The sequence below is a fragment of the Saccharopolyspora sp. 7B genome (assembly GCF_020177435.1).
GTDB classification, from domain to species: domain Bacteria; phylum Actinomycetota; class Actinomycetes; order Mycobacteriales; family Pseudonocardiaceae; genus Saccharopolyspora_C; species Saccharopolyspora_C gregorii.
This window is the reverse complement of sequence record NZ_JAIUKC010000135.1, coordinates 13,721-27,232: the sequence shown is the minus strand read 5'-3', so window position 1 is coordinate 27,232 and position 13,512 is coordinate 13,721. Positions and strand designations below refer to the sequence as shown.

Below are 13,512 nucleotides of genomic sequence, written 5' to 3'. Positions count from 1 at the left end.
ACGCTGCCCGCCGCCGGCGGCCGGGTCGGCAGCACGGGCGCGGGCAGCGGCGCCTCCCCGCCGGCCGCGTCCAAGCGGACCCAGGCGAGCACCCCGTCGTCGTGCGCGGGGAAGGTGCGCCAGCCCGCGGTCCCCTCCCCCAGGCACATCCCGTGCCAGCGGCACACCAGCCGTCCCTCGTGCAGCCGCGCCTCCCGCAGCGGGGCGCCCAGGTGCGGGCAGGCACCGGGGCCGACGTGCAACTCCCCTGATCCGTCGCGCCACGCCACCAGCTCCACACCGGCCACCGTGCGCCCGAACGGCCGCGACGCGGAGATCTCCCGGCTCCCGGCCAGCACGAACCAGTTCCCCGACGGCCGGGCCTGCGCGCGCCGCAGCGCGGCCGCGATCAGCTCCGGCCGCGCCTGCCGCCAGGTGCCCGGCTGCTCCGCCCAGCGCGGCGAGCGGATCCGCCGGAGCGGAAACCGCACTCCCTGCTCACCCATGCGCACTCCCGTTCGTCAGCGGTGCAGCGTAGTCCCGAGCGGCGCGGCCGGCCCGCTCCCCGCGCGGCCGCGGAACGGATTCCGCCGAACGCGCAAGGGGATTCCGTCCCCATCCGGAGGTGTACCGCCGTCGATCCGCGGGTAGAGCGGAACCGGAACACCGCCTCGTCGGAGGAGGAGCACCATGCCCGCCGGAGCGAACCGCAAGCAGGAACGGCAGTACGAGCACATCAAGCACGGCGCCGAACGGCGCGGCAGCAGCGAAGGCCGGGCCGAGGAGATCGCCGCCCGCACCGTGAACAAGGAACGCGCGCAGCAGGGCCAGGCCAAGCGGCGCAGCAAGACCTCGGTGCAGGACATCTCACCGGAGCGCCGCGGCGGACTGCGCTCCGGGAACCGCACCGGGCCGCTCGGCCGCACCAAGGCGCAGCTCTACCAGGACGCGCGCCGGGCCGGGATCGGCGGCCGTTCGAAGATGAGCAAGGCCGAGTTGGAGAAGGCGTTGTCCCGCAGCTGACTCCGGCGGCGCACGGCGGCGGGGCGTTCACCGCTCCGCGTCGTGCTGCTCGGCTATGGCGGCGGCCGCGGCCTGGACGCAGTTGCCGAGGTCCTCCGCCCCCCCCGCGGCCTGGTCGAGGGCCACGTGCGCGTCGGTGGGCCGCGCGGTTCCCGGCGTGGCGTAACGACGGGCGAGACCGTCCAGCAGCAGCGCCAGCCGGTGCCCGCGGACGGCCACGTCGAGCAGCGCGTCCCGCGCGGACAGCGCGCCCGGCTCGCCGCCGGGTTCGGTGCGGGCGTCGGGGATCGACGCGGGTTCCACCGCGCGGTCGGCGCCGTCCAGCGCCGCCCCCATCTCCTCGCGCGCGCGGACCGCTTCGTCGACCGCCGCCGCCCGGCCCGGTTCTCGACCGGTCCGGCCACCGCCGGTTGCGTCGCCTGTGCTCATCTCCGTCCCCCCGGCCGATCGCCTGCCGGAAGATCCGCCGCCGGCGCCCCGCGGGACAGCGGGGGCAGCGGACCTGACCGGCTGCGCGCGGACTACCCGGAACGGGGGACGGGCACACCTGGCAGCGCGGGTGGCGGGCGCGCGAAGCGCACCCGCCACCCGCGGAACCGGGCTCAGGGTGCCTGGACGATGCCCGCGCCGATGTCGGTGGATGGCAGCGGCAGGCGCTTGGCGTTCTGCGCGAGGCGAGCCCAGAGGCCCCACGCCCGTTCCGGGTACTGCTGGGCGAGCAGCGCGGCGACGCCCGCGACGTGCGGGGTGGCCATGCTGGTGCCGCTGAGCTTCCGGTAGCGCTCCTGGCCCGGCCAGCTGGAGTACACGTCCACCCCCGGCCCGACCACGTCGACCTGGCCGATCTGATCCACCGTGCCGGAGGAGAAGTCGGCGACCGCGCCCTGCTCGTCCACCGCGCCGACGGCGAGGATCGACGGGCAGTTCGCCGGGTGCCCGACCGGCGCGATCGCTCCCGCCGACCGCTGGCTCTCGTTGCCCGCGGCGGCCACGATGAGCGTGCCGCGCTCGATGGCGCGCCGCGCCACGCGTTCGAACGCCTCGGAGAACGGCTGCCCCGGTTCGGTCGGCGCGCCCAGCGACATCGACACCACCGAGCAGCCGTTGGAGATCGCCCACTGGATGCCGGACAGGATCCCGCTGTCCCCGCCGGATCCCTCGTCGCTGAGTACCTTGCCCGCGTAGATCGACGCCTCGGACGCGATGCCGTAGCCCGGGCCGGACTGGGTGCTGCGCGGTCCGCAGGCGGTGCCGATGCAGTGCGTGCCGTGGCCGTGCCCGTCGTGGGCGTCCTGCCCCTCCACGAAGGACCCGGTGACGACGTCCCGGCCGGCGAAGTCGGGGTGCTGCTCGTCGAAGCCGGTGTCGAGCACGGCGACCCGAATGCCCTTGCCGGTGGGCGTGCTCTGGTCGGCCCGGACGGCGCGCAGGCCCCAGGTGACTTCGGCGTCGGCGGCGGGTTGCGGGGATCCGATGGCGAAGACCCGGCGCTCTGCTTCGATCGCCGCCAGCGGGGTGCCGCGTTCGCGCACCGAGTTCTGCAGCGCGGTGAACTGCTCCGGGTCGGCGTCGACGAGCGCGACGCCGAGTTCGTGCAGCACGACGCCGCCTGCGCCGCTGAACAGCGCTCCGGGCGCGGCGCCCGCGGCGACGGCGGTGCTGGCGGTGCGGATACCGGCGAGCCGGTTGAGTTCCCGGGCACCGAGCACCGTCGCGTCGTCCTCCAGCAGGACCAGGTAGCGGCCGGTGGTTCCACTCTCGGCTGCGGTCATGATCGCCCCCTTGCTCTCGGTGAAACGTGCCCCTTGAGGTAACTCCCGTCCCACCCGTCCCGGCAAGACGCCGGTCGTGTGCGGATGATCCCCCGTTTTTCCCTTGCACAGCGGGAAATTCACCCTCACCCACCGTGCCGGGTGACCCCTGATCGGCGAGCACGACACGGAGAGTTCCGTTCCGAACCGGAGGAGTTCCGCTCGACCGGTGGCGCCGGGGTTCCGGCGGCCCGCCCGTTCGTCGCACACTGGGGGCCGCGGAGCGCGAGTCCCTCCGCCGCCGGGGCGGCGGACCACACCAACGAGGTGGCGCATGGACAGCACGACCGAGAACGTGATCATCGTGGGTGTCGACGGGTCCGAGCCGTCCCGCGCGGCCCTGCGCTGGGCGATGCGGCAGGCCGAGCACACCGGCGCCGCGGTGCGCGCCGTGGTCGCCTGGGAATACCCGGCGTTCTACAGCTGGGAGGGCGGGCCGATGCCGCCGGACGACTTCCAGCAGGCCGCCGAGCGGAACATGCACGACGCGGTGGACGCGGTGACCGGGCCGGGCAGCGCGGTGGAGCGCGTGGTGGTGCACGGGCACTCCGCGCAGGCGCTGCTGGAGGCCGCCGACGGCGCGGAGCTGCTGGTGGTCGGCAGCCGCGGCCACGGCGGCTTCTACCGCACCCTGCTGGGCTCGGTGAGCCAGCGCTGCGCGGTGCACGCGAAGTGCCCGGTGGTCATCGTCCGCGAATGAGGGCTCCGGCCCGCGCCGCGAAAACCGCTTTCCCCGCGCGACGCAGACCCGTAGCGTCGGCCCGCGTGAACGACGAGAAGATCCTGGTCACCGGCAGTGCAGGCCACCTCGGGGAGGCGCTGGTGCGCGGCCTGCGCGCCGAAGGCCGCGACGTGGTGGGGCTGGACCTGCTGCCGTCCCGGTTCACCACGGCCACCGGCTCGATCACCGATCGGGAGCTGCTGCGCCGCTGCCTGGACGGAGTCACCGGCGTGCTGCACGCGGCGACGCTGCACAAGCCGCACGTCGGCTCGCACGACCGGCAGGCGTTCGTGGACACCAACGTCAGCGGGACGCTCGCGCTGCTGGAGGAATCCGTGGCCGCGGGGGCGCGGAGCTTCGTGTTCACGAGCAGCACCAGCGCGTTCGGCCGCGCGCTGACCCCGGCACCGGGCGAGCCCGCGGCGTGGATCACCGAGGACGTGGTGCCGGTGCCGCGCAACGTCTACGGTGTCACCAAGATCGCCGCCGAGCAGGTCTGCGAACTGGTGCACCGCGACCACGGGCTGCCGGTGGTGGTGCTGCGCACCTCCCGCTTCTTCCCGGAGGACGACGACCGCGAGGACGTCCGCACCGCCTACGACGGGCTCAACGCGAAGGTCAACGAGCACCTGTACCGGCGGGTGGAGCTGCAGGACGCGGTGGACGCGCACCGGCTGGCGCTGGCGCGGGCCCCGCAGCTCGGGTTCGGCCGCTACATCATCAGCGCCACTCCCCCGTTCTCCCCGCAGGACGCGGCGCTGCTGCGGACCGACGCCCCCGAGGTGGTGCGGCGGCTGTTCCCCGACCAGGAGGCGGAGTACGCGCGGCGCGGCTGGCGGATGTTCCCCTCGCTGGACCGGGTGTACGCCAACGACCGGGCCCGTGCGGACCTCGGCTGGACGCCGCGGTGGGACTTCCGGCACGTGCTGGACCTGCTGCGCGCGGACGAGGACGTCCGCAGCCCGCTGACCAGGGCGGTCGGCGCGAAGGGCTACCACCCGTACCCGCACGGGGTCTACACCCGGTCCTGACGGGGCGCGGTTCCCCGGCGGTCAGAGACCCTTGAAGGGGTGGGCGGTGGCGACGAGGACGGCGGTCTCGCCCGGCGCGATGCGGCCGGATCCCTGCAGCCGGTGCAGCGCGGGGAGCACCAGGGCGCTGGCCCCTTCGAGCAGGATCCCGTGCCGCGCCAGCCGTTCCGCGGCCGCTGCGGCCCCGTCGGCGACGACCGGATCTCCCCCGGATTCCGCCAGCACCCGCAGCGCTTGCACCGTGGTGGAGCCGCCGCCGATCGACGGGGCGCCGGTGGCCGTCCCCGGGAAGGAGTCGTGCACGCTCGCGCCCGCGCGGACCGCGCTCAGCCGCGGGAACGGTTCGACCAGGTGCACCCGGGGGCCCGGCCGGTCGTGCCGCCGCGCCGCCTCCTGCAACCCGAGGTGCGCGCCGAAGGCGAGGTCGCCGCGCGCGGTCGGCAGCAGCACGTGCTCCGGGACGCGGCCGAGGCCGTCCACCACCTCCCAGCCGAGCGGTCGCATCGCGTCCACGCCGAACGGGCTGCTGCCCACGGCGGGCCGCACGTAGTTCGTCACCGCGAGCCGACCCGGATCGGCGGCGCGGTCGCGGACGAAGTCCCAGCGCTGCTCGGCGTCCTCGAACACGTGCAGCCGCGCGCCGGCGGCGCGCACCGCGTCGACGATCGGGGCGGGCACGGCGGTGGTGACGGCGAGGTCGCACTCCAGCCCGTAGAGCGCGGCGTAGGCGGCCAGCGACACCGCGGCGTTGCCGGAGGACGCGGCCACGACCCCCGCGCAGCCCGCCGCGGCGGCCCGGCCGACCGCGCCCCAGCTGAACCGGTCCTTGTGCGAACCGGTCGGGTTCGCGGCCTCGTTCTTCACCCACACCTCGACGCCGTCCGGGGCGAGCTCGGCGGGCAGCGGGAACAGCGGGGTGCCGCCTTCGCCGAGGGTGCGGGCGCCGCGCAGCGGCAGCTGCCCGAACGGGTCCCCGTCGTAGCGGCAGCGCAGATTCGCCGGGGTGCCGCGCTCCAGGCAGTCCGGGCAGCCGGCGGTCAGGTCGCCGACGGGGTGCGAGCGCCCGCAGCCGAGGCAGTCGAGCGCGACGAGGCGTTCGTTCGTGGTCACCTGCGGGGCGTGCGGCATGGGCGTGCTCACGATCGTGCGAACCGGACGGAGGACCACCGCGCACCCTAGCTTCCCCGGTTCGCCGCGCGGACCGGTCCCGGACGGCCCGGTCGAGCGGCCGACCGGGCCGTTCCGCCGGCACGATCAGGCGACTTCGGCCGCCGGGGAGTCGCCGAGGACCTCGCCCCGGGCGTCGAGCGCCTGCACGCCGACGAAGGCGGCGTCGCCGGGCACGTCCACCCGGGTCTCGAAACCGGTGCGCGGCACGTCCTGCACGGGCGCGAGGTTCGCCTCGTCCGGCCCGGTCAGCACCCGCCACGCGGCGACCTCGGTGGCCCCGTTCCAGCTGGCGTACACGCTGGTGACGCCGTCCCCGGCCTGCCCGGCCACGGCGGGCCGGTCCAGCGGCCTGCCGACCCACGAGGACCGGAACGCGCGGTACGAGGTGATGGAGTCGACGAAGTTGCCGTGGAACAGCACCTCGCCGTCCGCGTCGAACTCGGTGAAGTACGGCTCCCCGCCCCAGCCGACGAACAGGTGGCCCTCGTCGAGCAGCTGGGTGTTGCCCTGGTTCGGCGCGAGCAGTCCCTCCGGGCTCTCGTGGCTGCGCCGCACGGTCGCGGTGCGCGCCTGCTCGTCGACGTCGAGCACGAGCGCCCGCGAGCGCCCGCGACCGGGTGCGGCGGCGGCGTTGTCGAACAGGCTGATCGTGCCGTCCTCGCGGCGCCTGCAGTCGTGCTGCCAGGCGAACGCGGCGTCCGGCCCCATCTCGAAGTCGCTCTTCTTGCCGTTGAGCCGCCAGGTGACCTCGCCGGTGCCGCGGTCGATGCGGTAGACGGCGTGCGTGCAGCGGGCGGAGACGAGCAGCGCGTCGCCGTCCTCGCAGACCGCGTTGAGGTGGATGTAGTCGAACCACTCCTCCGGGTCCGCGGGTACCGGGTAGAAGGATTCCTCGATGGCGACGTGCTCCAGGCTGCGCCACTCGAACAGCAGCTCGCCGCCGGCGATGTCGATCTCCTGCACGACGCCTTCGAGCACCTTCGCGTTCGCCGCGCCGCCGACGGGCGTGGTGTCGGCGCGGACCTCGGTGTAGACGATGATCAGCGCGGTGCCGCGCGGGGTGATCACGAACTCGTGCATGTCGCCTTCGAGGCCGTTGGCGGGCCGCACGGTCGCGATGCGCTGGTAGCTCTCGTCGAGGATCGCGAACTGCCCGGTGCCGAAGCCCGGCGGGACGTGGATGGCGCCTTCCCAGAAGGTCAGCACCGGTTTCTCCTGGTACTGCTGCACCTGCATGTCGGCGATGACGCCCTCGGCGGGGTGCGAGAACCACACCGGTTGCCCCAGGTCGTCCATGATCAGCGCGCCGGGCTGGAAGTCGGCGCGCCGGGCGGCGGCCGCGGGGTCGAGCTTGTTCGCCCCGGCCGGGGTGAGCAGCACGTGGCCGGGCCGGACGCCGGCGGCGGGGGTGCTGATGGCGACCTGCGGCGGGTTCAGGTCGGGGCGGCTCACGAAGGTGTGGCCGGCGCGCGTCCCGGCGCGGGGCGCGGGTGCGGCCGCTGCGGCGGCGGTCGCGGCGGTGCCGGTGCTCACCAGGGCGGGGACGGCGGAGGCGGCGGCGAGCATCCGCAGCACGCTGCGGCGGCCTAACTCGCGCGGGTGGGTCGTCATCGGTCGGCTCCTCGGAGTGATTCGGGGGACGCGGGCGCGGTGCCGCGGCACCGCGGGCCGGGTCAGGCGTTGCTGAACGGGGAGGGGAACTTCCCTTCGCTCCGGACCTGCTCGGCGAGGTCGCGGATGGAGGCGCTGTCGTTGACGTGCGGGAAGTCCTCGGCCGGGACCGGCACGTCGAGGAACTCGCACAGCGGCTCCCAGCCCTGGCCGGGCTGGTACTCCAGCAGCCGGTCGGCGGGGACGGTGGCGCGGACTTCGGCGTTGTGCCGCTCGAACACCTCGATGGCGTGCGCGCGGTCCTCGAAGCGGCCGTCGAAGGTGCCGTTCCAGATCATCCGCTCGATGGTGGGGCGCAGCTTCGTGGTGAACGTGTCGTCCGAGTCGCCCGGCGGGTCCTGCACGAACTGGTAGATGGTGTCGAAGGTGCTGTCGTACCAGCGCTGCGGGTCGCGGGTGGTGAGCAGGACCTTCGCGTCCGGGTAGGCCTCCATCAGCTCGCGCCAGAACGTGCAGCCCGGCCAGTCCACAGTGGACCGATAGCCGCCGAGGACCTGGTTCCAGTCCACCGGCCCGTCCAGCGCGCGGGCCCAGTCCCGCATCCGCTCGGGCTCCGCGATGACCTCGAACATGTGGTAGCACGGCCCGAAGCCGAGGTGCTCCAGCGCCGCCTTCATCGACGCGGTCCCGGTGCGGCCGAAACCGGCTCCGATGATCTTCACCATGGTGCTGCTCCTAGTCGTGCTCGCTTCTTTCCGATGGCGCCTCCCGGCGCCGGGTCTCACCGCGCCTCGGTGATCATCACGGCGCCGACGGTGGCGTGCGTGGCCTCGTCGACCAGCAGGCCGCCGCCGGTGAGCCGGTTGCGCTCGTAGGGATCGCAGAACACCGGCTGCGCCAGCTGCAGGCCGACCTCGCCGATGTCGTTGAGGCCCAGCTCCGCGGCCGGTTCGCGGTGCAGCGTCGTCACGTCCACCCGGTGGTGCACCGCGGTGACCAGGGCTTTGACCGTGCGCGTGGTGTGCTTGAGCAGCAGCCGCGTTCCGGGCCGCAGCACCGGGTTCGCCGCCATCCAGCACACCCGGGCGGTCAGCTCGGTCGCCGCCGCCGGCGGGGCGTCCGGGGCGCACAGCAGGTCGCCGCGCCCCACGTCGATCTCGTCGGCCAGCCGCACCGACACCGACTGCGGCGCCCTGGCCTCGGCGAGCGCCCCGTCCGCGGTGTCCACCGCGGTCACCCGAGTGCGCAAGCCCGAGGGCAGGTGCAGCACCTCGGCGTCCTCGTGCACCGAACCGCCGCTGATCTGGCCCGCGTAGCCCCGGTAGTCCCGCTCGGGCGCGCGGATCACGTACTGCACCGGCAGCCGGAAGTCCCCGGCCGCGCGGTCGTCCTCGATGTGCACCCGCTCCAGGTGCTCCAGCAGCGACGGGCCCTCGTACCACGGCATCCGGTCCGAGCGGTGCACCACGTTGTCGCCGCGCAGCGCCGAGATCGGGATCGCGGTGACCTCGGGCAGCTCCAGCTCCGCGGTGAACCGGGCGAACTCCGCGGTGATCGCCGCGAACACCTCGTGGTCGTGGTCGACGAGGTCCATCTTGTTCACCGCCAGCACCAGCCGCGGCACCCGCAGCAGCCCGGCCAGCACCGCGTGCCTGCGGCTCTGCTCGGTGAGCCCGTTGCGGGCGTCGACCAGCACGATCGCCAGGTCCGCGGTGGAAGCCCCGGTGACCATGTTCCGGGTGTACTGGGCGTGCCCGGGCGTGTCGGCGATGATGAACGCGCGGTGCGCGGTCTCGAAGTACCGGTGCGCCACGTCGATCGTGATGCCCTGCTCGCGCTCCGCGCGCAGGCCGTCGGTGACCATCGCCAGGTCCAGCCCGTCGTCGCCGCGCTCGCGGCCGACCAGCTCCAGCATCTCCAGCTGGTCGGCCAGCAGCGAGCGGGAGTCGTGCAGCAGCCTGCCGATCAACGTGCTCTTGCCGTCGTCGACGGCCCCGGCGGTGGCGAACCGCAGCAGGCTGTCGGCGGGGGCGAAGCTCCGTTCCTCCGCATCGGTGGGCAGGCTCATCAGAAGTACCCCTCTCGCTTGCGGTCCTCCATGGACGCCGCGCTCGCGCGGTCGTCGGCACGGGTCTGGCCGCGTTCGGTGACCTTCGTGGCGGCGATCTCGGCGATCACCTCGGCGACCGTGGACGCGGTGGACGGCACCGCCCCGGTGCAGGTCATGTCGCCGATGGTGCGGAACCGCACGGACTTCTCGGTGAGCACCTCGTCCGGATCGCGGTGCACGAACGGGTTGTCGGCGAGGTACATGCCGTCGCGTTCGAAGACCTTCCGCCGGTGCGCGAAGTACAGCGCGGGAAGCTCCACGCCGTCCTGGTCGACGTAGGTCCAGATGTCGCGCTCGGTCCAGTTCGACAGCGGGAACGCGCGCACGTTCTCCCCCGGGCCGATCAGCCCGTTGTAGAGGTTCCACAGCTCAGGGCGCTGGTTGCGCGGATCCCACTGGCCGAAGGCGTCGCGGAAGGACAGCATCCGCTCCTTCGCGCGGGCCCGCTCCTCGTCGCGGCGGGCGCCGCCGAACAGCGAGTCGAACCGGTGCTCGGCGATGGCGTCGAGCAGCGTCACCGTCTGCGCCCGGTTGCGGCTGGCGCCGCGGCCCTCCTGCTCGACGACGCGGCCCGCGTCGATGGAGTCCTGCACGGACGCGACCACCAGCCGCACGCCGAGCTCGGCGGCGCGGCGGTCCCGGAACTCCAGCACCTCCTCGAAGTTGTGGCCGGTGTCCACGTGCAGCACCGGGAACGGGATCGGGGCGGGCCAGAACGCCTTCTCGGCCAGCCGCAGCAGCACCGCGGAGTCCTTGCCGCCGGAGAACAGCAGCGCGGGCCGGTCGAACTCGGCGGCGACCTCGCGGATCAGGTGCAGCGCCTCGGATTCGAGGACGTCCAGGCGGGACAGGGCGCGTCGGGCGGGCATCAACTGCTCCCCTCGGGAGGTGTTCCAGGTGCGGCGGCCACCGCCGCCAGCAGCGGTTCGGCCAGTTCGGGGCGGCAGACCAGCAGGTCCGGCAGCCACGGGTCGGGTCGGTCGTAGACGAGCGGCGAGCCGTCGAGGCGGCTGGTGTGCAGCCCGGCGGCCCGGGCCACGCCGATCGGGGCGGCACTGTCCCACTCGTACTGGCCGCCCGCGTGCAGGTAGGCGTCGACCTCGCCGCGGACCACCGCGCTGATCTTGGCGCCTGCCGAGCCCATCGGGACGGTCTCGGCACCGAGCGCGGTGGCGACGGCGGCGACGAACTCCGGCGGGCGGCTGCGGCTCACCGCGATGCGCGGCGGCCCGCCGTGCGCGGCCGGGACCCGCGGCGGGCTGCCGGTGCCGAGCACCAGGCCCGCGGCGGGCAGCGCCACGGCGGCGGCCCGCACCTGGTGCTCCGCGGCGAGCGCCACGTGCACGGCCCAGTCGGGGCGGTCCGGTTCGGAGAACTCCCTGGTGCCGTCGAGGGGATCCACGATCCACACCCGGCCGCCGCCGGAGCGCTCGGGACCTGCGGTGCCGTGCTCGGAGAGCACCGCGTCCTGCGGGCGCTGCTCGGCGAGCGCGGCCAGCAGCAGTTCGTGCGCGGCGGCGTCGCCCTCGTCGCCGAGCACCTTGCCGTCCACTTCGGACCGGCGGCGCGCGCGCAGCTCCAGCAGGCACCGCCCGGCCTCGTCCGCCAGCCGCGCGGCCAGCTCGTGATCGTCCGCCTTCACCCGGTTCCTCCTTCGGCGCCGGCATCGATCCGCTCCCCCGCCGGGGCCGGCGCCCGACCGCGGGAGAACCATCCGAACGACACCGCCGCGGCGGCGAGCGCGACCAGCACGCCGAGCGCCGCCGCCACCGCCGCCCCCGTTCCGGCCAGCATGGCCCCGCTGGCGGCGAGCATGCCGCCCAGCAGCACCCGGACGGGCCGGTCCGGGATGCGCGCCGACAGCAGTGATCCGGCGAGCACCCCGGGCAGCGAACCGGCCAGCAGCGAGCCCACCAACCCGAGGTCGACCTGGCCGTGCAGCAGGTGGCCCAGCGCGGCGACCAGCACCAGCGGCACGGCCTGCACCAGGTCGGTGCCGACCAGCCGCGCCGAGCTCATCGCCCGGTCCAGCAGCAGCAGGCACACGATGACGATGGACCCGGAACCGACCGAGGTGGTGCCGACGACGAACCCGGCGGCCGCGCCCAGCAGCACGGCGGGGACCGGCCGGATTCGCGGTGCCGCGCCGGACGCCGGACGTCCGCGGTCCAGGCGCATCCGCACCACCAGGGTCACCGCGGCGAGCAGCACCGCGGCCGCGCTCACCCCCTTGAGCACCGCGCCGGTGCCCGCGCCGAGCCGGCCCGCGAGCAGCGAACCGAGCAGCGCGCACGGCAGCGAGCCCAGGCACAGCAGGCCGACCGTCGGCAGGTGAGCGGTGCGCCGCCGCAGGTGCACGGCCGCGCCCACCGGTTTCATCACCGCGCCCGCCACCAGGTCGGTGGACACCGCGGCCAGCGGCGGCACGCCGAACACGACGGTCAGCAGCGGCATCGTGAGGGCACCGCCGCCCATCCCGGTCAGGCCGACCAGCGATCCGGTCAGCAGACCGGTCAGGGTCACTCCGAGGTCCACGAGCGCACCCAGCCCCGTTCCCGCAGCAGCGCCACGACCCGGGCGACGGCTTCGTCCTGGGACAGCCCGGAGGTGTCCAGCGCCAGGTCGGCGTCGGTGGGCGGCTCGTAGGGCGCGGACACGCCGGTGAACTCGGGCAGCGCCCCGGCCCGCGCCTTGCGGTACAGGCCCTTGCGGTCGCGGCGTTCGCACTCGCCGAGCGGGGTGGCGACGTGCACCAGCAGGAACCCGCCGCAGTCGGACACCATGCGGCGCACCGCGTCCCGGTCGGCCGCGTAGGGCGCGATGGGCGCGCAGATCGCCGCGCCGCCGTGCCGGGTGACCTCGGAGGCGACGAACCCGATGCGGCGCACGTTGCGGCTGCGGTCGGCGGCGGAGAACCCGAGGCCTTCGCAGAGGGTCCGGCGCACCACGTCCCCGTCCAGCAGCGTCACCGCCCGGTGGTCGTGCTGGCTGAGCTCGTCGCGCAGCGCGCGGGCCAGGGTGGACTTGCCCGCCCCGGACAGGCCGGTGAACAGCACGGTGAAGCCGCGTTCGGACAGCGGCGGGTGCAGCCTGCGCTGGTGTTCGGCGATCGCCGGAGTGGTGAACCAGGACGGCAGCGGGGCGCCCTCGTCGAGGCGGGCGCGCAGCTCCTCGGCGCCCAGGCCGCCGCGCCCGCAGCCGGGTTCGACCCGCTCGGCGCGGATCCAGGCGTCGGCGGAGTCGCGGACCAGTTCGGGCGGAGCGACCACGGTGATCGGCGAGTCCTCGACCGGGTCGGCGGTGACCAGGTGGGTGGCACCGTAGGCGGCGGCGACCTGCGCGGCCAGCGCCGCGTCGGCCTTCGGGTCGGGCCGGCGGGCCAGCGGGACCGGCACGACCGCGGTGCCCGCGGGCAGCTGCGGGCGGGCGGCGAGCAGGGCCTGCACCAGCAGTTCCGGGCGCGGCCCGGTCATCCGGGGCAGCAGCAGCACGTGCCCGTCGAACTCGGCGGCGAGTTCGCGCAGCTGCGCGAGTTCGCGGTGGTGCAGCGGGGCGTCGGCGACGACGCCGAGCACTGGCCCGGCGGGCAGGTCCGCGCGGACCTCGGCGGCGGGCGGGCGCATCCGGCGCAGCGCTCCGGCGGGGTCGGCCGCGGCGCGAAGCTCTCCGGCCGCGAAGCAGGTGGTGCCGTCGGACCAGGGATCGTCGTTGCGCAGCACCGCGACCGGGGCGCCTTCGGCGTCGCGCAGCTCGATCCGGGGCGCGTCGGCGAGGTCGGCGGGCACCGGCAGCACGATCGGCGCGGGCCACGAGGTGCCGTCCAGCAACCGGCGCCGGGTGCGCACCGAGCCGACGTCGGCGGCGCCGAGGAATCCGGTCAACGGCCCGAAGGCACCGTCCAGCAGCAGTTCCACATCGGACAGTTCAGCGGGTTCGGGGGTCCAGCCCGGGATCGTCCCGTCAGGGCCGGGACATTCAGGCTCCGCTCTGCTCGCGCTCACACGCACCTCTGTCCGCTGGTCGGGGCCGACTTGATGCATACCGTGCCGAAGTGGG

14 protein-coding genes are annotated in these 13,512 nt (G+C 74.7%); 3 read left to right on the top strand and 11 right to left on the bottom strand.

Annotated features, from left to right (window positions below; all coding sequences use genetic code 11):
* Positions 1–485, bottom strand: a 485-nt coding sequence (locus LCD33_RS20945) for a Rieske (2Fe-2S) protein (protein ID WP_224978179.1), incomplete at its 3' end; no start/stop codon positions are given.
* A gap of 184 nt (positions 486–669) precedes the next feature.
* Between LCD33_RS20945 and LCD33_RS20940 the strand changes: the two genes are divergently transcribed.
* Entirely contained in the window at positions 670–1,002 is a 333-nt protein-coding gene (locus tag LCD33_RS20940) for a plasmid stabilization protein (RefSeq protein WP_224958734.1), read from the top strand.
* A 27-nt stretch (positions 1,003–1,029) separates the two neighbouring features.
* Here LCD33_RS20940 and LCD33_RS20935 read toward each other — a convergent pair whose 3' ends face one another.
* Complete coding sequence (locus LCD33_RS20935; protein ID WP_224958733.1) at positions 1,030–1,431, bottom strand: hypothetical protein; 402 nt, start codon at positions 1,429–1,431, stop codon at positions 1,030–1,032.
* A 173-nt stretch (positions 1,432–1,604) separates the two neighbouring features.
* Entirely contained in the window at positions 1,605–2,774 is a 1,170-nt protein-coding gene (locus LCD33_RS20930; RefSeq protein ID WP_224978178.1) for a S8 family serine peptidase, read from the bottom strand.
* A 313-nt stretch (positions 2,775–3,087) separates the two neighbouring features.
* On the opposite strand from LCD33_RS20930, the gene LCD33_RS20925 reads away from it, so the two are divergent.
* Both LCD33_RS20925 and LCD33_RS20920 read left to right on the top strand, forming a co-directional pair.
* Entirely contained in the window at positions 3,088–3,513 is a 426-nt protein-coding gene (locus LCD33_RS20925) for a universal stress protein (protein ID WP_224958729.1), read from the top strand.
* Positions 3,514–3,578: 65 nt separating this feature from the next.
* Complete coding sequence (locus tag LCD33_RS20920) at positions 3,579–4,565, top strand: NAD(P)-dependent oxidoreductase (RefSeq protein ID WP_224967843.1); 987 nt, start codon at positions 3,579–3,581, stop codon at positions 4,563–4,565.
* Between the two features lie 21 nt (positions 4,566–4,586).
* Here LCD33_RS20920 and LCD33_RS20915 read toward each other — a convergent pair whose 3' ends face one another.
* The 8 genes from LCD33_RS20915 to cysC form a co-directional block, all read right to left on the bottom strand.
* Positions 4,587–5,705, bottom strand: a complete 1,119-nt coding sequence (locus LCD33_RS20915) for a PLP-dependent lyase/thiolase (protein ID WP_224978177.1) — start codon at positions 5,703–5,705, stop codon at positions 4,587–4,589.
* Between the two features lie 114 nt (positions 5,706–5,819).
* A complete protein-coding gene (locus tag LCD33_RS20910; RefSeq protein ID WP_224978176.1) occupies positions 5,820–7,346 on the bottom strand; it encodes an arylsulfotransferase family protein in 1,527 nt (508 codons plus the stop codon).
* 62 nt (positions 7,347–7,408) lie between these two features.
* The gene (locus LCD33_RS20905; protein ID WP_224967837.1) at positions 7,409–8,071 is read right to left on the bottom strand and encodes a sulfotransferase family protein; all 663 of its coding nucleotides are present in this window, start codon (positions 8,069–8,071) and stop codon (positions 7,409–7,411) included.
* Between the two features lie 56 nt (positions 8,072–8,127).
* Positions 8,128–9,414, bottom strand: coding sequence for a sulfate adenylyltransferase subunit 1 (locus LCD33_RS20900; protein ID WP_224967835.1), 1,287 nt, complete (start codon positions 9,412–9,414; stop codon positions 8,128–8,130).
* The gene (cysD, locus tag LCD33_RS20895) at positions 9,414–10,325 is read right to left on the bottom strand and encodes a sulfate adenylyltransferase subunit CysD (RefSeq protein ID WP_224958722.1); all 912 of its coding nucleotides are present in this window, start codon (positions 10,323–10,325) and stop codon (positions 9,414–9,416) included. Before cysD ends, LCD33_RS20900 begins: the two co-directional genes overlap by 1 nt.
* Positions 10,325–11,098 carry a 3'(2'),5'-bisphosphate nucleotidase CysQ gene (locus tag LCD33_RS20890; protein ID WP_224958721.1) on the bottom strand — a complete coding sequence of 258 codons (774 nt, stop codon included), beginning with the start codon at positions 11,096–11,098 and terminating at the stop codon, positions 10,325–10,327. Before LCD33_RS20890 ends, cysD begins: the two co-directional genes overlap by 1 nt.
* Complete coding sequence (locus tag LCD33_RS20885; protein WP_224978175.1) at positions 11,095–11,979, bottom strand: sulfite exporter TauE/SafE family protein; 885 nt, start codon at positions 11,977–11,979, stop codon at positions 11,095–11,097. The genes LCD33_RS20890 and LCD33_RS20885 overlap by 4 nt, the downstream gene beginning before the upstream one ends.
* The gene (gene cysC / locus LCD33_RS20880) at positions 11,976–13,496 is read right to left on the bottom strand and encodes an adenylyl-sulfate kinase (protein ID WP_255617674.1); all 1,521 of its coding nucleotides are present in this window, start codon (positions 13,494–13,496) and stop codon (positions 11,976–11,978) included. The genes LCD33_RS20885 and cysC overlap by 4 nt, the downstream gene beginning before the upstream one ends.
* Between the last annotated feature and the right edge of the window lie 16 nt (positions 13,497–13,512).